This is a genomic window from Gemella morbillorum, from assembly GCF_900476045.1.
Classification (GTDB): Bacteria; Bacillota; Bacilli; order Staphylococcales; family Gemellaceae; genus Gemella; species Gemella morbillorum.
In genome coordinates, this window is the sequence record NZ_LS483440.1 from 697411 (window position 1) to 718649 (window position 21239).

22 protein-coding genes and 6 tRNA genes are annotated in these 21239 nt (G+C 28.7%); 25 read left to right on the top strand and 3 right to left on the bottom strand.

Annotated elements, in window-relative coordinates; all coding sequences use genetic code 11:
- The first annotated feature begins 245 nt into the window (after positions 1 to 245).
- Positions 246 to 2036, top strand: a complete 1791-nt coding sequence (gene dnaG, locus DQN46_RS03460; RefSeq protein WP_111743029.1) for a DNA primase — start codon at positions 246 to 248, stop codon at positions 2034 to 2036.
- Between the two features lie 10 nt (positions 2037 to 2046).
- A complete protein-coding gene (gene rpoD / locus DQN46_RS03465; protein WP_111743030.1) occupies positions 2047 to 3132 on the top strand; it encodes an RNA polymerase sigma factor RpoD in 1086 nt (361 codons plus the stop codon).
- A gap of 334 nt (positions 3133 to 3466) precedes the next feature.
- Here rpoD and DQN46_RS03470 read toward each other — a convergent pair whose 3' ends face one another.
- From DQN46_RS03470 to DQN46_RS03480, 3 genes are all read right to left on the bottom strand, one after another.
- Positions 3467 to 4072 (bottom strand): helix-turn-helix domain-containing protein, encoded by a 606-nt coding sequence (locus DQN46_RS03470; RefSeq protein ID WP_111743031.1) that lies wholly within the window; start codon positions 4070 to 4072, stop codon positions 3467 to 3469.
- Between the two features lie 269 nt (positions 4073 to 4341).
- On the bottom strand, positions 4342 to 4485 hold the full coding sequence (locus DQN46_RS08885) for an NINE protein (RefSeq protein ID WP_170120630.1): 144 nt from the start codon (positions 4483 to 4485) through the stop codon (positions 4342 to 4344).
- Positions 4486 to 4652: 167 nt separating this feature from the next.
- Positions 4653 to 5039 (bottom strand): rhodanese-like domain-containing protein, encoded by a 387-nt coding sequence (locus DQN46_RS03480; RefSeq protein WP_004632227.1) that lies wholly within the window; start codon positions 5037 to 5039, stop codon positions 4653 to 4655.
- Positions 5040 to 5230: 191 nt separating this feature from the next.
- Between DQN46_RS03480 and DQN46_RS03485 the strand changes: the two genes are divergently transcribed.
- The 23 genes from DQN46_RS03485 (at position 5231) to DQN46_RS03595 (ending at position 21201) form a co-directional block, all read left to right on the top strand.
- Positions 5231 to 5986: a TrmH family RNA methyltransferase gene (locus tag DQN46_RS03485; RefSeq protein ID WP_111743032.1), complete on the top strand. Its 756-nt coding sequence runs from the start codon at positions 5231 to 5233 to the stop codon at positions 5984 to 5986.
- A gap of 68 nt (positions 5987 to 6054) precedes the next feature.
- The gene (corA, locus tag DQN46_RS03490) at positions 6055 to 7008 is read left to right on the top strand and encodes a magnesium/cobalt transporter CorA (RefSeq protein WP_004632225.1); all 954 of its coding nucleotides are present in this window, start codon (positions 6055 to 6057) and stop codon (positions 7006 to 7008) included.
- A gap of 79 nt (positions 7009 to 7087) precedes the next feature.
- A complete protein-coding gene (locus tag DQN46_RS03495; protein ID WP_231941216.1) occupies positions 7088 to 7237 on the top strand; it encodes a DUF1146 family protein in 150 nt (49 codons plus the stop codon).
- A gap of 20 nt (positions 7238 to 7257) precedes the next feature.
- On the top strand, positions 7258 to 8403 hold the full coding sequence (locus DQN46_RS03500; protein WP_004632223.1) for an AI-2E family transporter: 1146 nt from the start codon (positions 7258 to 7260) through the stop codon (positions 8401 to 8403).
- Positions 8404 to 8548: 145 nt separating this feature from the next.
- On the top strand, positions 8549 to 8962 hold the full coding sequence (locus tag DQN46_RS03505) for a cell division protein SepF (RefSeq protein WP_231120305.1): 414 nt from the start codon (positions 8549 to 8551) through the stop codon (positions 8960 to 8962).
- Between the two features lie 2 nt (positions 8963 to 8964).
- On the top strand, positions 8965 to 9243 hold the full coding sequence (locus DQN46_RS03510) for a YggT family protein (protein WP_004632221.1): 279 nt from the start codon (positions 8965 to 8967) through the stop codon (positions 9241 to 9243).
- 7 nt (positions 9244 to 9250) lie between these two features.
- A complete protein-coding gene (locus tag DQN46_RS03515; protein ID WP_004632220.1) occupies positions 9251 to 10021 on the top strand; it encodes a YlmH family RNA-binding protein in 771 nt (256 codons plus the stop codon).
- Positions 10022 to 10154: 133 nt separating this feature from the next.
- The gene (gene phnD / locus DQN46_RS03520; protein ID WP_111743034.1) at positions 10155 to 11039 is read left to right on the top strand and encodes a phosphate/phosphite/phosphonate ABC transporter substrate-binding protein; all 885 of its coding nucleotides are present in this window, start codon (positions 10155 to 10157) and stop codon (positions 11037 to 11039) included.
- Between the two features lie 330 nt (positions 11040 to 11369).
- Positions 11370 to 11443 (top strand) — tRNA-Asn (locus tag DQN46_RS03525).
- Between the two features lie 2 nt (positions 11444 to 11445).
- Positions 11446 to 11533: transfer RNA gene (locus DQN46_RS03530), tRNA-Ser, on the top strand.
- An 11-nt stretch (positions 11534 to 11544) separates the two neighbouring features.
- A tRNA-Glu gene (locus DQN46_RS03535) sits at positions 11545 to 11619 on the top strand.
- A gap of 17 nt (positions 11620 to 11636) precedes the next feature.
- Positions 11637 to 11712 (top strand) — tRNA-Asp (locus DQN46_RS03540).
- Positions 11713 to 11716: 4 nt separating this feature from the next.
- A tRNA-Phe gene (locus DQN46_RS03545) sits at positions 11717 to 11789 on the top strand.
- Positions 11790 to 11813: 24 nt separating this feature from the next.
- Positions 11814 to 11889: transfer RNA gene (locus DQN46_RS03550), tRNA-His, on the top strand.
- Positions 11890 to 12040: 151 nt separating this feature from the next.
- On the top strand, positions 12041 to 12391 hold the full coding sequence (locus DQN46_RS03555) for a DUF6568 family protein (protein ID WP_004632218.1): 351 nt from the start codon (positions 12041 to 12043) through the stop codon (positions 12389 to 12391).
- Between the two features lie 149 nt (positions 12392 to 12540).
- Positions 12541 to 13278, top strand: coding sequence for a phosphonate ABC transporter ATP-binding protein (gene phnC, locus DQN46_RS03560; RefSeq protein ID WP_004632217.1), 738 nt, complete (start codon positions 12541 to 12543; stop codon positions 13276 to 13278).
- Positions 13253 to 14812, top strand: coding sequence for a PhnE/PtxC family ABC transporter permease (locus tag DQN46_RS03565; RefSeq protein WP_111743035.1), 1560 nt, complete (start codon positions 13253 to 13255; stop codon positions 14810 to 14812). Before phnC ends, DQN46_RS03565 begins: the two co-directional genes overlap by 26 nt.
- Positions 14813 to 14824: 12 nt before the next feature.
- Positions 14825 to 15334 (top strand): ribosome maturation factor RimM, encoded by a 510-nt coding sequence (gene rimM, locus DQN46_RS03570; protein WP_111743036.1) that lies wholly within the window; start codon positions 14825 to 14827, stop codon positions 15332 to 15334.
- Entirely contained in the window at positions 15334 to 16065 is a 732-nt protein-coding gene (gene trmD / locus DQN46_RS03575; RefSeq protein WP_111743037.1) for a tRNA (guanosine(37)-N1)-methyltransferase TrmD, read from the top strand. Before rimM ends, trmD begins: the two co-directional genes overlap by 1 nt.
- A gap of 82 nt (positions 16066 to 16147) precedes the next feature.
- Positions 16148 to 17362: a 30S ribosomal protein S1 gene (gene rpsA, locus DQN46_RS03580; RefSeq protein ID WP_111743038.1), complete on the top strand. Its 1215-nt coding sequence runs from the start codon at positions 16148 to 16150 to the stop codon at positions 17360 to 17362.
- A gap of 97 nt (positions 17363 to 17459) precedes the next feature.
- Positions 17460 to 18767: a ribosome biogenesis GTPase Der gene (gene der, locus DQN46_RS03585; RefSeq protein ID WP_004632212.1), complete on the top strand. Its 1308-nt coding sequence runs from the start codon at positions 17460 to 17462 to the stop codon at positions 18765 to 18767.
- Positions 18768 to 19008: 241 nt separating this feature from the next.
- The gene (locus DQN46_RS03590; protein ID WP_425250632.1) at positions 19009 to 19737 is read left to right on the top strand and encodes a zinc metallopeptidase; all 729 of its coding nucleotides are present in this window, start codon (positions 19009 to 19011) and stop codon (positions 19735 to 19737) included.
- 399 nt (positions 19738 to 20136) lie between these two features.
- Entirely contained in the window at positions 20137 to 21201 is a 1065-nt protein-coding gene (locus DQN46_RS03595) for an NAD(P)-dependent alcohol dehydrogenase (RefSeq protein WP_004632210.1), read from the top strand.
- Positions 21202 to 21239: the final 38 nt, after the last annotated feature.

Below are 21239 nucleotides of genomic sequence, written 5' to 3' on the forward strand. Positions count from 1 at the left end.
CAAACAAAGTCAATTTTAATGTAAAAAAGTTTCATACTTTAAAGTAAAAAATTATAATATATAATATAAAGCTGTCCATAAACATAGAATAAGTGTGAAGTTCAAAGGGAAAAATAAAAAGAAAAGTATAACAATATTTTGATAAACTATACCAAAATTCATGAATTTGTGATATAATTGTAAAAGGGAAATTTTATCGCTTTTCATCTAATTAAGTAATAAATTTGTGATGAAGGAGGAGTAAAATGGCAAAAATTTCTAAACAAGACATAGATTATATTTTTGAAAATATAGATATAGTTAGTTTAGTTAGTGAGTATATAAAGTTGGAAAAACGAGGACAAAACTATTTAGGATTATGTCCTTTTCATAATGAAAAAACTCCATCATTTACTGTATCTCCTGACAAAAAAATTGCCCATTGTTTTGGATGTGGGAAAGGTGGTAATATTTTTCAGTTTATATCATTAATAGAAAATATTACATATAATCAAGCAATTGTAAAATTGGGGACAAGATTAGGACTAAATTTAGAGTCGAATGAAAGAAAAGAAGTTAGCTATGATTTGAATAATGAGCTTGATTCTATGTATTATGGTCATTTACTTTTAGCAGACTATTACAATTATATTCTATTAAATACAAAAGAAGCTGAAGGAGCGTTGAAGTATTTATTAGATAGAGGCTTAAGTATTGATGTAATAAAATATTTTAATTTGGGATATGCACCACGAGACAATAATATCGCGTTAAATTTTTTTAAATCTAATAACTTAAATTTAGATTTAATGGTAGAAGCAGGCTTATTGGGGAAAAATGATAATAACGATTACTATGATGTTTTTAAGGATAGAATAATGATTCCTATAAAAGATAATAAAAATCAAGTTGTTGCATTTTCAGGAAGAACAATGTCTCAGGATAAAAATGTACCTAAATACTATAATACTCATGAAACAAAAATTTTTGAAAAACGAACGGTATTATACAATTTTTCAGATGCTAGATCTTTTATAGCAAAAGAGAATGAAATTATTTTGTGTGAAGGATACATGGATGTTATAAAAGCGTACCAAAATGGTATAAAAAATGTAGTAGCCTTAATGGGAACTAATATTGATAATAATAAGCTACATGAAATTTTAAATTTAGTTAACAAAGTCACTTTAAGCCTTGATAATGATGTTGCAGGAACAGAAGCGCAAATAGAAATAGGAAATAGAATAATAAAGAAAACAGACAATGTTTATAAATTAAAATTTTCTGGAGCTAAGGATTTAGATGAATTTTTAACGGATAAAAATTTGAAAAATACAAATTTCGATGCACAAAGTTACGTCACTAATAACAAAGAACATTTTATTAATTTTAAAATAGAGTATTGTAAAGATGTAGCTAAGACCAACATTGAGCAAAGAATTAAGTTTAAAAATGAAATTTTAACTAATATTTCTTATGTAGAAGATGAGTCATTAAAATACATATTATTAACATACTTAGCTGAGGAATTTGGAATAGAACGTCAAGTCCTTAATAGAGAATTAAATCAATTACAGACAAAAAGAAAAAAACAAACCTCGCAATGGGTAGCACCAGAAAATCCAAAGTTGTTGTTTAAGGCATTAAATTATGATAAAAAAATGTGTAAACTATTTAAATACTTCTTTACAAGTAGAAATATTTTTATTGATAATTATTCGAAATTGGAACAATGTCAGTTTTCACAAGAGATATTTGAAAGATTAGTAGATTATTTAATTATTTACTACAACAATAATCTAGAATTTCAAATTTATAAATTTATTCATAGTATTGATGATGAAGAGGTTGCACGATTAGCGACTTATATAGATGAAACAGACTTTTTAATAGAAGAAAATCCAACGAATGAAATTGTTATAGATTATATAGCATATTTCAAGAAAAAAGAGATTAGTATTGAGAAGTTAAAAGAATTACTAAAAGTTGCTATTCAAGAAATGGATGTAGAAGCACAAAAAGAATTGCTAGAGCAATTGAAAAAGTATAAAAAGTAAGGAGAAGAAGATGGCTAATAAAAAGATAAAAGATTTTGAAACAATAAGAAAAGAATTATTGGAAAAAGGTAAAAAACAAGGTGAGCTTACTCAAGAAGAAATTATAGAAGCTTTATCTAAATTAGACATTTCTTCAGAAACAATGGATGATTTTTATGAAGAATTAAATAATGAAGATATTATTTTAATTAATGAAAATCATGAGGAAGAAGAGGAAGAACTAGATTTAGAAGATTTATCAGTGCCTGCTGGGATTAGAACTAATGACCCAGTAAGAATGTATCTTAAAGAAATTGGGAAAGTACCTCTTTTATCAAAAGAAAAAGAATTAGAATTATCAAAAATAATTGAAAGTGGAACAGAATCAGAAAAGGAACAAGCTAAAAAAGATTTAGCAGAAGCAAACTTACGTCTTGTAGTTAGTATCGCTAAAAGATATGTTGGACGTGGAATGTTATTCTTAGACCTTATCCAAGAGGGGAATATGGGATTAATTAAAGCCGTAGAAAAATTTGATTATTCTAAAGGGTTTAAATTTAGTACATACGCTACATGGTGGATTCGTCAAGCAATAACACGTGCTATTGCTGACCAAGCAAGAACAATCCGTATTCCAGTACATATGGTTGAAACGATTAACCGACTTATTCGTGTACAACGTCAATTACTTCAAGATTTAGGGCGTGAACCTAAACCAGAAGAAATTGCTAAAAAAATGAATATGACACCAGATAAGGTTAGAGAAATTTTAAAAATCGCTCAAGAACCAGTATCACTTGAAACACCAATAGGAGAAGAAGATGATTCACATTTAGGAGATTTTATCGAAGATAAAGATGCTCAATCTCCAGTGGAACATGCTGCTAATGAATTGTTAAAAGAACAATTAGAAGAGATTTTAGAAACATTAACAGATAGAGAAGAAAATGTTCTAAAACTTCGTTTTGGCTTAAAAGATGGGAAAACACATACTTTAGAAGAAGTAGGAAGTGCCTTCGGAGTAACACGCGAACGTATTCGTCAAATAGAGGCTAAGGCGATAAGAAAATTAAAACACCCTTCTAAATTAAATAAATTAAAAGGGTTTATGGAGTAAATTTTATGAATATTGATATAATAGGTTTTAGAAGATAAAAATTGTTATTTGGGCATATTAGTGTGTACAAAAATTTAGCTAGAAAAACATACAGAAATATAGAAAAAATTTAAGGCAGTGAATAACTGCCTTTTTAAATTAATGACTTTAGGCTGCTTGAAGATGCAGAGAGTTTTAGAAGCAAAAAACTACCCCTTTTAGATATATACTCTCCTTACAGGATAATATTTTTTGCAGTAAGGAGAGTGTATATAATCTAAGGTGGTAATTATTTATATACATTTTATTTTTTCTTCTAGATAGCTTTTATTATGAATTATTACATTTTAAACATTTAAAATCTATGTCTTAGCTCTATAACTTTTCCAATGATAACTACGGGTTTAGATTTTATATCTTTTTTTGAGTAAAACATAGGAGGATATTTTAAGTTAGTAGAAATTAAAATAATGCCATCATCAGTTTTTTCTAATTTCTTACAAGTAGCGATATTTCCGTTAATTGAAACTATAACGCTATCACCACTATCAGCATCTGATTGTCGTCTTACTATGATAATATCATCGATTTTCATACGGGGTTCCATACTGTTATCTTTAATTTTTAAAGCAAACAACTCTCCTTGATTGAGACATAATGATGATATTTCTTCAAAATTAAATATATTTTCCACAACAGATATCGGGATACAGGTTGAAGTTTTAGTATTTTGTGATTGTTTTGAGATATTATCTTTGCAGCCCATAAGATATTCCATCGAAGTATCAAGGTATTTAGCTATTTTTTCGAGATTATCAATAGGTATTTTTTTGGTATCTCCATCTTCATATCTTTTGATTGTAGTTTCATGCACTCCTAAAAATTCAGCTAATTTTCTTCTTGACATTTTTTTATTTTTTCTTAATTCAAATATTCTATATCCTATAGTATTTTTATTCATTATTAACTCCTCCTTCTATGACGCTTATTTTAACATTTAAATTGCAAAAACGCAAGAAATTGAAGTTGTAAACTAATGTTTTGAAAAGAAGAGAAGAAGTGATAATATGTAGTACATAGATAATAGAATGTAGTAGATTAAAAAGAATATCATAATATTTAATATTTATAAACCAAATAAAAAAGCAACATAAACGTTGCGCCTTTTTATTAATATCTTATAAAAATATCACCGTTTTGATTAGCTGGTCTAAAAAGTATTACAAAAAATTATATAAATGCTATGATTGTTGGAATAAATGTCCAAAAAAATAAAATACTTAATATTCCTTTTGTATTTTTCTCGGCAAAGAAATATTGAATTCCCCATGCACCTAAGAATAAAATTAAAAGTAAATTAATTACTTTATTCACATATCTTCAAGGTATATATTCTGTATCAGTATTTGAATTATAATATTGGATAGACATAAATTTTCCTTCGAAATCTTTTTAGCATAATACAATTTAGAACATAAAATAATTAAAGAGGATTTTGCTTTAATAATTTTAAATTTAAGCAAATATCCTCTTAATAATTATTATCTTTTTGTTTTTAAATTTTCTTTCCAATCTTGTAGACCATTTTTTAACATGTAGACATTAGTGTACCCATGTTTTTTTAGCGTAAGAGCAGCACGAGGAGCTAATGTTCCGTTTTTATCACAAAGATAAATAGGTTGGTCTTTTCTAAGTGAAGAATATAGGAAATTAAATTGAGAACTAGGCATATTTCTAGCCCCGTTAATATGAGCGTATTTAAAATCTTCCTTTTCTCTGACGTCTATCAATTGAACTTTTCTAAGATCTTTTCTGAATTCCTCATAAGGAAGCTTTGTAACGGCCCCTTTTAATCTGAAGTAATTAAATAATGCAACAGCACCAAAAAGAGCTAGTATTATTAAAGATGATACTAAAAATGATGACATAATGTACTCCTTTGTATAATTATTAATTAATAAAAGCATTATATCATAATTTGTAATTTTGTTCAATATTGATTATAATTATAAGAGTAAACGCCACCTATGTTCGAAATAGCAACACTTTTGAAAAAATTATACTATGGTTTTAATGTGTATTTTGAAGTATGAATAAAATAAATTAATATGGAGAAAAAATGATTACATCGGTTAGTAACAAAAAAATAAAAGATTTAAAAAAATTAAAAGAAAATAAAAATATAAGAAAATATAAAAAATATCTCATAGAAGGTAAACATCTGATAGAAGAAGCACTAAAAGTAGGTGTTGTAGAAGAAATAATTATCGGAGAAAATTTTTCTGATGAAAGTTTATTAACATACTTTACTGGAGAATTAACCGTAGTATCAGAAAGTATAATGAAGTCTATTACAGAGACTATTACTACACAAGGTATTATTGGTGTATGCAGAATAGAAGAAAAACAATTAGATATAACTAAATACAAAAAAGTATTGATTCTTGATAGAATACAAGATCCTGGGAACCTTGGAACTATAATAAGAACAGCAGACGCCTTTGCTTTTGATTGTATTATTTTAGGAAAAGGGACAACAAGTCTTTATGGTCAAAAAGTTATCAGAAGTACGCAAGGAAGTAATTTTCACATAGATTGTTTTGAAAATATAGATATTAAGCAATTAGTTACAGAAATGAAAGAATTTAACATTTATGCAACATCGCTAAAAGCTGATAAATACTTAGAAGAGTTAGATAATATAACAGGTCGTGTGGTGATTATTTTTGGTAATGAAGGTTCAGGTGTTGCTGATGAAATATTAGATGAAGTAAATAATTTACTGAAAATAAATATGCCAGGTCGTGCCGAAAGTTTAAATGTCTCTATAGCAGCAGGAATTGTCATGCATTATATTTCTAGTATTTTGAAATAATAAATTTACTATTTTAGTTAATTATGGTATTATTGTAGATGTAAAAAAATTAAGAGAGGTGAAATCTAATGTTAAAAACACTAGCTGTTGATAAAAGAGGAAATATTTTAACAGATGTTAATTTAGAACGACTTAAAGATCAAGATATAGCTTGGTACTGGGTAGATTTTGATAATCCAACTCGTAGTGAAATAAATTTACTATCAACTTTTTTTAAATTCCACGAATTATTAATAGAAGACTGTCTAACACTTTTACAAAGACCGAAAATAGAAATAACAAGACAACAAATATTTTTGGTATCACATGTTTTAAAAAATATTGATGCCGATTATGAAACTATTAACATGTTTGTTGGGAAAAATTATATTGTAACGTTTCACCTCTCTCATATTCGTTACATTAATAAAATAATTCCTAAAATTTTGCAAAAAGGTGAACAATACTCACCATTGCATGTAATGCATATGTTGGTATCAGAAATCGTGGAAGGGTATATTCCAATCATTTCTAAAATAGAAAATCGTTTAGATGAAATTGAAGAAACTGACTCATATACATCAGGTAGCAAGATTATGGATGAGGTATTTGATTTGCGCAGTGACTTGCTTAAACTACGCCGTGGGTTACTTCCTATGCGCGAGCTTATTCATAGATTTTTAGTTTCTCGTCGTGTGGAAATGACAGATAACGATAGAAAATATTTTCACGATATCTATGATGACCTTGTGCAACAAACAGAGATAATTGAAGCTAATAGGGAACTTGCCAGTGATATTCGAGAAAATTTCATGACATATAACTCGCTGAAATCTAATAACATTATGATGACACTTACTGTTATATCTACGATATTCTTACCATTGACATTTATAGTAGGACTTTATGGAATGAACTTTGACTATATGCCAGAACTAAAGTGGAAGTATGGCTATTTTATTGTTTGTGCGTTAATGTTAGGAGTAGCTGTAGGAATGCTATGGTTCTTCAAGAAAAAAGGTTGGCTTGATATGTTTAAATAATATCAACAAAAAGGATATACTTATGAATATTTTTAAATTAACAATACTGTTTACAATGATTATACTTGCCAACTATTCAATGTTAAAAATTGATTTTAGTAAGTTTTTCAAAAGAAATAGTACTCGAGAGATAAAGATACTAGTTAGTCTGTTATCGTTGGTAATAGGGTATATTTCTTATATGACTATAATTACTATATATGAGTTATCGCTCACATTAGTAAAATAAATATTTAGAGAGGAGAGCCTATGAAAGAAAATAGCAAAAAAGAATTAAATAAAGAATCTGAAATAACAAAAGAAGATAAACTACTAGCATTTCTTGGTGGTAAGTTTATAATATACATATTACTAATCGTTATTTTATTAGGGATAGCAATTTACTTATATACAGAAATTTCTTATATTTTCACGCCAATAAATGCTATAGTATCAAGTATTATGACGCCTATTATTGTAGCGTATATATTTTACTATATTTTAAATCCGTTGGTAAATTTCTTTTCAAAAAAGATGCCTCGATTTTTAGCGAGTTTATTAGCCATTGTAGTTGGAGTTATCGTTATTTTAGTCGTTATAATAGGTATGGTTCCAATAGTAGTGGAACAAACAAAAAATTTAATAACTTCATTACCTAGATATATCGAAATAGTAAAAGGGTATCTAGATACTTATTCAGACAACGCTTATGTTCAAGTAGTGATAGAGTATATAAACAACAATCTGAATATTTCCCAGCTTAGTTCAAAAGCAGTAGAAGTTGCAACATTAGTAGCGCAAAATATAGCGTCATCTTTATCTTCGACTGCATCAGTACTTATCACAATGCCGTTTGTATTGTTCTTTTTACTAAAAGATGCTACTACATTTAATAAGTATTTTATAAGTATTTTACCTAAAAAATTAGAGAAACCTGTAGCTGAAACTATTGAAGAAATAGATGATAAAGTAGGATCATATATTCAAGGACAGATGCTTGTATCATTATGTATAGGGGTAATGTTATTTATAGGATACAACATTATAGGATTACATTATGCTTTTTCATTAGCAACTATAGCAGCATTTTTAAGTATTGTTCCTTATCTAGGACCTGTTATTGCCATAACACCAGCAATGTTGGTGGCAGCATCAACAAGTTGGGTAATGGTTATTAAAATGCTAGTTGTTTGGGGAATTGTTCAATTTTTAGAGGGAAATATTATTTCTCCAAATATTATGGGGAGAAGCATGAAAATGCATCCTCTGACTGTAATCTTTGTTATTTTAATCGGAGTAAACATGGCTGGGGTTGTAGGTGCAATCTTAGGAATTCCAGTATATTCTATTTTAAAAGTATTAATAGTTAAATTATTAACATCATTAAAAAATAGATATGATAAATACTATGGATAATTACAAAAATAGCCTTAAAATTTAATTAGTTTTAAGGTTGTTTTTTTAGTATATAATATAGAGTTTGTATATTAGTTTTAAAAGCTAGTTTTTTATGATATAATTGTATAATTAAATAAAGTGATTGAGGTTTAGAATTATGAGTATGATGAAGAAATTTAATAATTTATTTGTAAATGAGGATGATTTTGGAGATGAAATTGTAGAAAAAAATTCAGCTTCGATTGAAAAACAAAAAATAAAAAATGTAAAAAAAGAAGTACCGGTTAGCAAAACTATGGAAACTGCTGTACCACAAGCTAAAACAAATAATGTAATTTTAACAGAACCTTTAGTTTTTGCTGATAGCAAGGATATTATTGATGATATTAAACGAAATAAAGTAGTAATAATCAATTTGAGTAAATTAGATTTAGAAACAGCGGATAGATTATTAGACTTTATTTCTGGTGGTATTTACGCATTAGGAGCTAGATTAAAAACTATCGGTGAAGATATTTATCTATGTGTACCGAATGGTGTAGAAGTATCTGGAGATTTTTACGAAGGAGAGTATTAATATTGCTGAATATAACAGAGTATTATTGGGTTTATAAGTTTATTCATTATTTATTTTCTTTTTATGAATATAGCATATTAGCTTATATTCTTACTTCATGGGTTCCGCAAATTAGGAATAATATTATAGTTGAGTTTTTAGCAGCTATCTGTGAACCATATTTAAAAATTTTCAGAAAAATTATTCCACCTTTTGGTATGTTAGATATCTCTCCAATTATAGCGTTTATTGGACTTAATATTATCCAAAGAGTATTGATTAGCTTATTATTCACGGTTTAATTTAATTATGAAAAAGATAAATGCGTTATCCTTTTTAACACAAGAAGAAAGAGATGCCACAGAAAAATTATTACAAAGCGTTAGTATTTCTGATAATAGGAATACAGTGACTAAATTTTTAACAAATTTTGAACAGGTTATATTAAAAAAAATTATTATGTATAATTACAGTGATATGAGTATTGACTTTTTTGGCGGAACAGCAGATGCTGAACGAAAAAAAGCTAAGATAATCGCTAATGAGTATTATGACATTGATTATGAAATAACTTGTTTGAGGGCAAATTATAATAATAAGTTTGATAAAATTCAACATCGTGATGTACTTGGTGCGGTTCATAATATGGGGATTAATTTTAATAGAATTGGAGATATAGTAGTTCTTGAAAGAGAAATCTATATTTTTGTGGATTATGAGATTGCCGACTATATTATGATGCAATTAACTAAAATAGGTAGGATAAATTTACAATTCGAAAAAATAGATTTAGTAGAAGTTAATATTGAAAAAGAATACGAGGAATTTGATATTGTAAGTTCTTCATTCAGGTTAGATTCATTAGTGGCCAAAATTACTAATAAATCAAGAAGTAAAGTTAAAGAATTTCTAGAACAAGAGTTTATAAAATTAAATCATTCTGTAATAAAAAATGGAGAAAAAAATTGTGTCAATGGGGACGTGATTTCCATAAGAAAATATGGGAGATTTATTTTAAAAGAGTATACTCAAAATAAAAAGAGCTTAAAATATAGAATAAAAGTATTAAAACTTGTATAGAATAACTGGCATTATAATGCCAGTTATATTTTTTATGTTTATAATTATGAGCGTTTTCATTTTTCTTTGGTAAACATTGTGGTATACTAAAAAATGTAAATTAAAATATAAAAAATACGAGGTGAGTAAATAAATGAAAAAAATATTTTTAACTATTTTTTCTATTATTTTGATATTTTCTTTAGCTGCTTGTTCTCAAAAAAGTTCGACTAAAGAAGAAAAAGTATTAAAACTTGGTGTTGTACCTAGTAGTAACAGCGAAAAGCTAGTCGATGATTTAGAACCATTCGCTAAAGCACTAGGAGAAAAACTTGGTGTGAAAGTTGAAGTCTTCACTGCAAGTAGCTACATAGGGGTAATTGAGGGGATTGGTAGCGGAAGTGTTGACTTTGGTATTGTTCCACCGTTCTCAGCGGTACTTTCAAATAAACAAAGTAATACAAAAAATTTACTTGTAGGGAAAAGTTTGAATGGTAAACCAGGTTATCACGCTGAAATTTTTGTGAGAAAAGACTCGAATATAAAAAGTTTAGAAGATTTAAAAGGAAAAAAAGTAGCCTTTGTTGATCCATCTTCAGCTTCAGGGTATGTCTATCCTGGGGCAATGTTAAAAGATGCGGGTATTGATTTAAATAAAGATATAAAATATCAATTCAGTGGTGGTCATGATAAAAGTATACAATTATTGCTAAATAAAGATGTTGATGCAATAGCAAGTTATGAGAATGTAATAAAAAAATATACTAAAGAATTCCCTACACTTAAAGAAGACGTACGAGGCTTAGCAAAGAGTGAGTTGATACCTGGAGTGACAGTTGTAGTTTCAAATAATGTTGATGAACAGCTAAAAAGTAAAATAAAACAGGCATTATTAGAAATACAAAAAGAAAAAGAGACATTAGGAATATTAACAAATTTATTCAATATAACAGGTTTTGAAGAACCAGATGATAATACATATAAAGCTGTTGAGAAAATATCTGAGAAAATGAATATAGATTTGAAAAAAGTAAAATAAACTTAATAACATTATTAAGTAGTATTATTTATAGTTGATTTTCTTGTACTATCAAATTATAAAGTGTTAGATAATGAATATAATAATTAAATAGGAATATTAAATATTTTTTTAATAATTATAAATTTAATTTTCAATAAAAGCAACTTCTTTAGAAGTTGTTTTTATTTTAGATTAACATTGGTTTTACATATATTTACTACATTAACTTTATTTAAAAATATATGATTGTAGTTTCTAGTAATAAAAAATAAAAAATTATATAAAAGTATTGACTTTATGTTAATACTTTTGTATAATAAGTAATGTTCATTGTAAAGTGAATATTTATCCACAGTAGCTCAGTTGGTAGTAGCATCTGACTGTTAATCAGAGGGTCGCAGGTTCGAGTCCTGCCTGTGGAGTTGGAGTAGTACTCAAGAGGCTGAAGAGGCGCCCCTGCTAAGGGTGTAGGTCGGGAAACCGGCGCGAGGGTTCAAATCCCTCCTGCTCCGTTTTTTTTATTGGCCCGTTGGTCAAGTGGTTAAGACACCGCCCTTTCACGGCGGTAACACGGGTTCGAATCCCGTACGGGTCACCATTTGAGAATAAGAGTTAGGTCCCGTGGTGTAGCGGTTATCACGCCTGCCTGTCACGCAGGAGATCGCGGGTTCGATTCCCGTCGGGACCGCCATTTTGCCTTGATAGCTCAGTTGGTAGAGCAATGGATTGAAGCTCCATGTGTCGGCAGTTCGACTCTGTCTCAAGGCATTTTTTTATTTTTATAGCATTTTGGCGGTTGTGGCGAAGTGGTTAACGCATCGGATTGTGGTTCCGACATTCGTGGGTTCGATTCCCATCAGCCGCCCCATTTTATTGAAAAGTAAGTAGAAGTAATATGCAGTTTTGCATGTTACTTTTTTATTTTTGAGTTATTTTCAAGCAAAAAAATAGCTTCTTACACTAAAGAAGAGTAAAATAGTAGATAATTATAATAAGTTATAGGTATAGGAGATAAAATTATGGTAAAAACATTTGAAGAAAATCTAGAAAATTATAAGATAATTGATTCAAAAATTGCATTTGAAAAATTAGAACAAGAAGATAAGTTTGTTTTATTTTTAGGTAGAGCAACGTGTCCATTTTGTCAAAAATTCATGCCAAAGTTAAGTGAAGTTGTTGAAAAAAATAATATAGAAGCATATTTTATTAACACAGAAAACTTTGAAGATTTACAAGGTATAGAGGTATTACGTGAAAAATATGGCGTAAAAACAGTTCCAGGATTACTAGTTTCAGAAAACGGTGAAGTTAGAGTAGTATGTAATTCTAGTTTAACTGTAGATGAAATTTTATCATTTATAAATGCATAATCTTATTGACTTGCTATTTACTAATAGCAAGTTTTATTTGATTAATTGCTGAAAAAAATAATATAAAGTGATATAATAGTGTTTATGAAATATTACTATTGTGTAGTAGTTTGTTTTATGCATTGCTATAGATATATGGGGGATATAGAATGAAAAGTGAAAAATTAGAGATTAATAATCTAGTTTTTAATTATGCAGATAAAAATGTTTTAGATGATATATCTTTTAAAGTGGAAAGTGGAGATTTCGTTGCTATAGTTGGAAAAAGTGGAGCTGGGAAATCGACATTATTAAGATGCCTTAATGTTTTGAATAAACCTAAACAAGGTGAAATAATATTTGGTACGGATAATATTTTAAAATATGGAAAAAAACAATTAAACTTGGTAAGAAGAGAAATAGCATTTATATTTCAAGATTATAATGTTTTAGATAATTTATATACTGTAGAAAATGTTCTAACACCATATTTAGCTAAAAAGTCATTCTTTGGATTATTAGCGGGATATACAAAAAAAGATTATCTGGAAGGTTTAGAATATTTGAGACAAGTAGGTCTAGAAGAAGAAGCATTTAGAAAATCTAAGTATTTATCAGGTGGACAAAAACAAAGAGTGGCTATAGCTAAGGCTTTAGCACAAAATCCTAAATTGTTACTGGCTGATGAACCGGTAAGTAGTTTGGATGAAAAGAATACAACTTTAATAATGGATACTTTTAAAAGACTAAACAAAGAAAATAAAATAACAGTATTAATCAATTTACATGATGTTAATTTGGCTAGAAAATATAGCACAAAAATACTTGGTTTAAAAGATGGAAAGATTTTATTTTATAAAGATTCTGATAAGGTGAGCGACGATGAATTTGAAGAGCTTTATAGTTAAAAGACAGCTGAAAAGATTAGTTATATGTATTTTTATACTTTTAGTTTTTATTATAGGATATGACTCATATCATGTGGAAAATTTTTCTACAGGATTTTCAAGAATTCATAATTTATTATTAAGGATGTATCCGTTAGACTTTACAATAATTAAAGAACTATATCCACCAATTATTGAAACAATAAATATTGCGTTATTTTCATCAGTTTTAGCACTAATTACCGCGTTATTTTTATTACCTATCTTAACTAATATTTTATTTAAATTTAAAATAATTCCAAAAGTTATAAGTGGAGTCTTTTCTATATTTAGAACTATTCCATTTCTAATTATTGCAGCAATATTAGTAAGTTTATTTAGTACAGGAGTATTTAGTGGCTTTGTAAGTATGTATATTATAAATCTATTAACAGCTTCGAAGCTATTAAAAGAGTACGCAGAAGAAATAGATACAAAACATCTAGAAGCAATGGAGTCGCTAGGTGTATCAAAATTTATTATTTACAAAAATGGAATCTTATCTAACTTAAAGCCATTTATAATATCAGTTTATTTCTTAATGCTAGAATCGAGTATAAGAGGAGCTAGTGTTTTGGGATTAGTCGGTGCAGGAGGAATAGGGCAAAGGTTATGGCAAGAGCTTAATCATCTGCGCTATGATCGTGTATCATTAATAATTTTAATATTAGTAATTTTAATTTTTATTATTGATTTGATTAGCTTCTACTTTAGAAATCTAGAAAATAATATAAATACAACATATAAATCGTTTATTTTAAAGAAAAATATTTTCAGAAGTTTATTATTAGGAATTATAATTTTTAGTATTATATATGTTAGTAATTTTATTGATATCACAGGGGAACGATTTGTTTTAGGAATAAAACAATTAAATGCCTTAATAACAGGTATATTAAATCCAGATTGGGCATATAGCGGCAAGATGAGTGCAGCGCTTCTAGTGAGTATAGAAATAGCTTTTAGTTCAACAATTTTTGCGGCTTTAACAGCAATATTTACTTCATACTTATCATCAGCGAATCTTTTTGGTAAATATAAAGCAATAGTAGGAAAAGTAATTATTAATATATTTAGAACATTTCCACCAATTATTGTTGCATTAATATTTTTTAGAGGATTTGGTCCAGGTGCGATAAGCAGCTTCTTTGCCTTATATATTTATACAGTTGGAGTTATGACGAAAATGTATAATGAAGTACTAGAAGGGATTAATGATAATATTTTGCTTACTACAAAAAGTTTGGGACTAGGTAATTTTACAAGTTATATAAAAATAATATTTAATGGATATTTTCCAGAGTTTATTACTATAGCACTGTATCGCTTGGAAGCAAATATAAAAAACTCAACAATACTTGGTATGGTAGGTGCAGGAGGAATAGGGCATCTGCTAGTTAATAATATAGAATACAGAAATTGGAATAGAATTTCTATGTTGCTAATAGGACTATGTATTTCTATAATAATCATAGAAAATATATCATATTTAATACGAGTTAAAGTAAAAAAATAGAAGGAGATTAGGATGCGTTTAAAAGTAGGAAAAATAGTAAATACTCATTCTTTAAAAGGAGAGGTAAAAGTTATATCTTCAACAGATTTTGAAGAAGAGCGCTTTAAAAAAGGGAGTAAATTATTAATAACTCGAGGTAATCAGCTAATAAGAGAAGTTGTTGTTCAAAGTTATCGTAACCATAAAAATTTTCTTCTTGTTAAGTTTGAAGGGATTGATTCAGTTGAGGAAGCAGAAAAATTAAAAAATCTACAAATAAAAATTGATTCAGATGAAGTAGGAGAGTTAGAAGAAAATGAGTTTTACTTCCATCAAATTATAGGATGTGAAGTGTTTGATGAAAATGATAAAAATCTTGGAGAGATTATCGATATTTTAACGCCTGGTGCTAATGATGTATGGGTGATAAAAGGAGAAAATGGTAAAGAGATTTTAATTCCGTACATAGAGGATGTAGTGAAAAAAATCGATATTACAAGTAAAAAAGTTAATATTGAGGTTATGGAAGGGTTAATTGATTAATGAAAATAGATATTTTGACATTATTTCCTGATATGTTTGATGCACTTAATCATTCTATTTTGGGAAAAGCAAAAGATAAGGACCTTATTGATATAAATATTGTTGATTATAGAAAATTTTCTGAAAATAGGCATAACCAGGTAGATGACTATCCTTTTGGAGGCGGTCAAGGAATGGTACTAAAACCAGAACCGATATTTAATGCAGTAGAAAGTTTGAATAAAACTGATAAAACAAGAATTATTCTACTTTGTCCACAAGGAGAAAGGTTTAGCCAAAAGAAAGCTGAAGAATTATCAAAAGAAGAGCATTTAGTTTTTATTTGCGGTCACTATGAAGGTTATGATGAAAGAATTCGTGAATATCTTGTAACAGATGAGTTATCAATAGGAGATTTTATTTTGACAGGTGGAGAGTTTGCTGCTATGACTATGGTTGACAGTATAGCTAGGCTAGTTCCTGAAGTTCTTGGGAAAGAAGAATCTCACAAAGATGATTCGTTTTCAACGGGTTTATTGGAATATCCACAGTATACTCGTCCTAAAGATTTTAGAGGGATGTTAGTTCCTGATGTATTAACATCTGGTCATCATAAAAATATTGAAATCTATAGAATGAAAGAAAGCCTAAGAAGAACATATTTAAGACGACCAGATTTACTAGAAAACTATGAACTAAGTGAACAAGAAGAGAAACTTCTTACTGAAATAAAAAAAGAATTAAAAAATTAACATAAAATAAATGACATATTTAAAATTTTAATGTATAATAATATTATAGTATGTATTTGCAAGCACAGGAGGATTAGAAGTAATGACAACTTCATTTGAGGAATTATTAAACAGCTCAGAAATGCTAAAAAAAGGAGACAAAGTAACAGGTACTGTATCAAAAATAGAAAACGATAAAGTATATGTAGATGTAGCAGGAGCACAATATGATTGCGTAATTTTACGTAATCAAATTACAAGAAAACCATTTGAAAATATTGAGGAAGTATTATCTGTAGGTGACGAAATAGAAGCACAAGTAACAGGTATTCGTGCAGATCGTGAAAAAAGATCTGAAGATGTTCCAGGTGTAATTTACTTATCACATAAAATTTTAGAAAATGCTGAATTCAGAAAATTAATGGAATTATCTTGGACACAATTAATTGAAAAATTTGAAAAAGGTGAATTTATCACTGCAACAGTATCTGGACAAACTAAAGGTGGATTACTTGCTGATGTAGAAGGATTACGCGCGTTTATCCCAGGTTCTTATATTGATACAAAATTCAGAAAAGATTTATCAAAATTTGTAGGTCAAGAATATACATTCAAGATTGAAGAAGTAGACAAAGATAAAAATAAAATTATCTTAAACAGACGCGTAATCTTAGAAGAAGAAAGAGCGAAAAAATTAGCTGAAGTTTATGGAAACATTAACGAAGGTGATGTAATTGAAGGTAAAGTAAGTCGTATTACAGACTTTGGTGCATTTATTAACCTTGGAGAAGTAGATGGACTATTACATATTTCAGAAATTTCTCATGCTCGTGTTTCTAAAGTTTCAGATGTTTTAGCAGTAGGAGATATAGTAAAAGTTGCTGTAATTTCAGTAGATAAAGAAAACGAAAAAATTTCATTATCTGCAAAAACTTTATTACCAACACAATGGGAAGTAGCTCGTGCAACAATCAAAGTAGGAGATGTATTAGAGGGAGTTGTTCGTAATACAACAGCATTCGGTGCTTTTGTTGAAGTAATGGATGATGTAGAAGGATTAGTACACATTTCTCAACTATCTCATGAGCGTGTTGATAATGTAGAAGATGTGCTTAAAAAAGGAGATAAAGTAACTGTTAAAGTATTAGACATTGACTTTGAAAATGAAAGATTATCTCTATCTATTAAAGAATTACAAGAAAAACCAGTCAAAGAAGAAGTAGAGGTAAAAGAAGAACCAGAATTTGACACTTCTTATTTAAAAGATGAAGATACTTCATTTAGCATGGCTGATAAATTTAAAGATATCGAACTTTAATTCAGAAATAAAATAAAGGCAGTAGATTAACTGGTCTATTGCTTTTATTTTTTAAGTAGGTATGAGAGTTAAAACAAATATATAAGGAGGAACTAAAATGGCAAAACCAACAGTAGCTATTATAGGAAGACCTAATGTAGGAAAATCGACAATTTTTAATAAAATAATTGGAGATAGACTTTCTATAGTAGAGGATGTTGCGGGAGTTACTCGTGATAGAATATATTCAAAAGCAGAATGGCTAAACTATTCATTCTTTATGATTGATACAGGTGGAATAGAATTAGAAGATACACCATTCCAAAAACAAATTCGTGCACAAGCAGAACTGGCTATAGATGAAGCAGATGTTATTATCTTTTTAACTAATGGTCGTGATGGTGTTACTAGTGATGATGAAGAAGTAGCAAAACTTCTATATAAAACAGATAAACCTGTAGTGCTTGCGGTTAATAAAATTGATAATTTTGATATGAATCATATGATTTATGACTTTTACTCATTAGGTTTTGGGGATCCATTCCCTATTTCAGGATCTCATGGACTAGGTATTGGAGATTTACTAGATGAAGTGTGTAAAAACTTTAAAGTATTGGATGAAGAAGAGGAAGACGAAAAAATTAGATTTTCTCTTATTGGAAGACCTAATGTTGGTAAATCAAGTTTAATCAACACTATACTAGGGGAAGAACGTGTTATTGCTTCGGATATAGCTGGAACCACACGTGATGCTATTGATACTGACTTTAAACATAATGGTGATGAGTATGTTGTAATTGATACTGCGGGGATTAGAAAACGTGGTAAAGTATATGAAGCATGTGAGAAATATTCTGTTTTACGTTCACTAAAAGCTATTGAACGTTCAGATGTTGTTTTGGTTGTTCTTAATGCCGAAGAAGGTATTATTGAACAAGACAAAAAAGTTGCAGGATATGCTCATGAGTCTGGTAAAGGTGTAATTATCGTTGTTAATAAATGGGATGCTATAGCAAAAGATGATAAAACTATGAAAGAATTTGATGAGAAAATTCGTGATAGTTTTGCATACTTAGATTATGCAAAAATAGTTTATGTATCAGCAAAAACAAAACAGCGTGTTTTCAATATATTCCCATTAATCAAAGAATCTTACGAAAATAGACAACGACGTATTCAAAGTTCTACATTGAATGAAATTGTTGTTGATGCGGTATCGATGAATCCAACACCACAAGATAAAGGTAAGAGACTTAATATTTTCTATGCATCACAAGTTGCAATTAATCCACCAACATTTGTATTCTTTGTGAATTATCCGGAACTTATGCATTTCTCTTATGAAAGATTTTTAGAAAATAGAATTCGTGATTCATTTAATTTTGAGGGTACACCAATTAAGCTATTAGCTAGACAAAGAAACTAATAATTAACTATTAGAACTTATCTGCGATTTAACTTCAAATATAAAATATTATAGGCTAGAGGTTGAAAATGATTTTGTAAAACAGGTATAAAGTAAAGTTTACTTTTTCCTGTTTTATATATTGAAAGAAAACATAAAGTTAATAAATATTAATAGTAAAAAATAGTCAAAATACTAGCAAATAAATTTAGAACATGGTATAATCTTTCTTATATACTTTAGTAATTAGGAGGTAGATGGTATGCCAATAGGATATTATGGAATGTCAGGTACATATATATTTTACTTTTTATTGATAATGTTGATTCCTTTATGGGCACAATTTAAAGTGAAACGTACATATGAAAGATATAAAAAAGTAAGAACAAAATCAGGATTAACAGGAAAAGAAGTTGCAGAGATTATTATGCAAGCTAATGGAATAACAGGTGTGGAAGTAGTAAAAGGTGAAGTAGAACTATCAGATCATTATGATCCAACGAGTAATCGTGTTGTATTATCACCAATTGTTTATTCGCAACCAACTGTAGCATCAGTAGCAATAGCTGCTCATGAAATCGGACATGTTATTCAAGACAAAGTTGCAGATTATAAGCCGATGAGATGGAGACATTCTCTTGTTCCTTTAGCAAATCTTGGAGGAAACTTATCAACAATTTTAATCATAGTAGGACTGCTATTAACAACTTTAATCAGCCAATTCAGTCAATTTGGATATACTATTGCTTGGGTAGGGGTAGGTTTCATGTTTTTTGCAGTGTTATTTCAGATAGTTACATTGCCAGTGGAATTTGATGCTTCAAAACGAGCACTAGAACAAGTTGTAGATTTAAATATAGTAGATGAACAAGAAAATAGACATTGTCGCAAAGTTCTTACTGCCGCAGCTTTAACTTACGTAGCCGCAGCACTAGTAGCTTTAATGGAAATGTTAAGATTTATTTTCATTTTACTTAATAGTAGAGATTAATTTAATATAATATAAAAAATAAGAATAAAAGCTATGCTATATTATATAGCATAGCTTTTTTATGTATGTAATATAGCATAGCTTTTTTATGTATGTAAATTATTGTTTATATAAATATAGAATATTAGCGTAAAGAGATATTCTCATATGAATTTATATATAACAATCTATTATTGAACTTTTTTAGCAAAATAATTTAATCTTATAAATATAAATTAATATTTATATATTAACTGTACAAATATTATAGATAAAATTATAATATATTTATTTATAGTTGAGTCATATAAATAGTAAAAATATATTTGTACCAGACATATTTTTTCTAGATTAAGTTGTTGATAAATAAGTAAAATAATAATATAATTAATATATAAAATTAAAAAGGAGGAAAACATTATGAGAGGATTAGCAATGAAGAAGATAGGGGAAATTGGTTGGGTAGAAAAAGAGAAACCATATTGTGGCCCAAATGATGCTTTAATTAAACCATTAGCATTATCTCCATGTACATCTGATGTGCATACAGTATGGGAAGGTGCAATTGGAGAAAGAAAAGATATGATTCTAGGGCATGAGGGCTGTGGAATCGTAGCTGAAGTTGGGGATCAAGTTAAAGACTTCAAGGTTGGGGATAGAGTAATGGTTGCTGCTATAACTCCAGATTGGAATTCACTAGAAGCACAAGCTGGTTTTGCGATGCATTCAGGGGGGATGCTAGCAGGGTGGAAATTTTCTAATTTTAAAGATGGAATGTTTGGGGAGTACTTCCATGTTAATGATGCAGATGGAAATTTAGCTCTTATACCAGAAGGAGTGAGTATAGAAGAAGCATGTATGTTATCTGATATGGTTCCAACAGGGTTTCACGGTGTAGAATTGGCAGATGTTCAGTTTGGAGATACTGTATTAGTAGTGGGTATTGGACCTGTAGGTTTAATGGCTGTTGCAGGAGCAAACTTAAGAGGTGCTTCAAGAATCATTGCAGTAGGTACTAGACCAGTTTGTCGTGAGGCTGCTAAAAAATATGGAGCAACTGATTTTATTGGATATAAAGAAGGGCCTATTGATGAGCAAGTATTAAAACTTACTAATGGTGCTGGTGTTGATAAAGCTATTATTGCTGGTGGTACTGTAGAAACTTTAGAGCCAGTAATTAAATGTTTAAAACCAGGTGGTAAAGTAGGGAATGTAAACTACTTAGGTGAAGGTACTTATATAAATATTCCTCGTGTTGAGTGGGGAGTAGGTATGGGGCATAAACAAATCTTAGGAGGATTAATGCCTGGAGGTCGTTTGCGTTTAGAAAAACTTGCAAAATTAATTCAATGTGGAAAATTAGATGTTACTCATTTATTAACACATAAATTTTACGGATTTGATAAAGTTGAAGATGCTTTATTACTTATGAAAGACAAACCAGCTGATTTAATTAAACCAATAGTTATTTTAGAAGAAAAATAAAATTTAAGAGGAAAAGCTAGTTGGCTTTTCCTCTATTT

Coding starts and splice junctions, on each gene's coding strand:
- rimM (WP_111743036.1), top strand. CDS start 14,825: ATGCGTTTAAAAGTAGGAAAAATAGTAAATACTCATTCTTTAAAAGGA.
- DQN46_RS03595 (WP_004632210.1), top strand. CDS start 20,137: ATGAGAGGATTAGCAATGAAGAAGATAGGGGAAATTGGTTGGGTAGAA.
- phnD (WP_111743034.1), top strand. CDS start 10,155: ATGAAAAAAATATTTTTAACTATTTTTTCTATTATTTTGATATTTTCT.
- der (WP_004632212.1), top strand. CDS start 17,460: ATGGCAAAACCAACAGTAGCTATTATAGGAAGACCTAATGTAGGAAAA.
- rpoD (WP_111743030.1), top strand. CDS start 2,047: ATGGCTAATAAAAAGATAAAAGATTTTGAAACAATAAGAAAAGAATTA.
- corA (WP_004632225.1), top strand. CDS start 6,055: ATGTTAAAAACACTAGCTGTTGATAAAAGAGGAAATATTTTAACAGAT.
- DQN46_RS03480 (WP_004632227.1), bottom strand. CDS start 5,039: ATGTCATCATTTTTAGTATCATCTTTAATAATACTAGCTCTTTTTGGT.
- DQN46_RS03555 (WP_004632218.1), top strand. CDS start 12,041: ATGGTAAAAACATTTGAAGAAAATCTAGAAAATTATAAGATAATTGAT.
- DQN46_RS03590 (WP_425250632.1), top strand. CDS start 19,009: ATGCCAATAGGATATTATGGAATGTCAGGTACATATATATTTTACTTT.
- rpsA (WP_111743038.1), top strand. CDS start 16,148: ATGACAACTTCATTTGAGGAATTATTAAACAGCTCAGAAATGCTAAAA.
- DQN46_RS03470 (WP_111743031.1), bottom strand. CDS start 4,072: ATGAATAAAAATACTATAGGATATAGAATATTTGAATTAAGAAAAAAT.
- DQN46_RS03515 (WP_004632220.1), top strand. CDS start 9,251: ATGAAAAAGATAAATGCGTTATCCTTTTTAACACAAGAAGAAAGAGAT.
- DQN46_RS03505 (WP_231120305.1), top strand. CDS start 8,549: ATGATGAAGAAATTTAATAATTTATTTGTAAATGAGGATGATTTTGGA.
- phnC (WP_004632217.1), top strand. CDS start 12,541: ATGAAAAGTGAAAAATTAGAGATTAATAATCTAGTTTTTAATTATGCA.
- DQN46_RS03495 (WP_231941216.1), top strand. CDS start 7,088: ATGTTAAAAATTGATTTTAGTAAGTTTTTCAAAAGAAATAGTACTCGA.
- DQN46_RS03565 (WP_111743035.1), top strand. CDS start 13,253: ATGAATTTGAAGAGCTTTATAGTTAAAAGACAGCTGAAAAGATTAGTT.
- trmD (WP_111743037.1), top strand. CDS start 15,334: ATGAAAATAGATATTTTGACATTATTTCCTGATATGTTTGATGCACTT.
- dnaG (WP_111743029.1), top strand. CDS start 246: ATGGCAAAAATTTCTAAACAAGACATAGATTATATTTTTGAAAATATA.
- DQN46_RS03500 (WP_004632223.1), top strand. CDS start 7,258: ATGAAAGAAAATAGCAAAAAAGAATTAAATAAAGAATCTGAAATAACA.
- DQN46_RS03485 (WP_111743032.1), top strand. CDS start 5,231: ATGATTACATCGGTTAGTAACAAAAAAATAAAAGATTTAAAAAAATTA.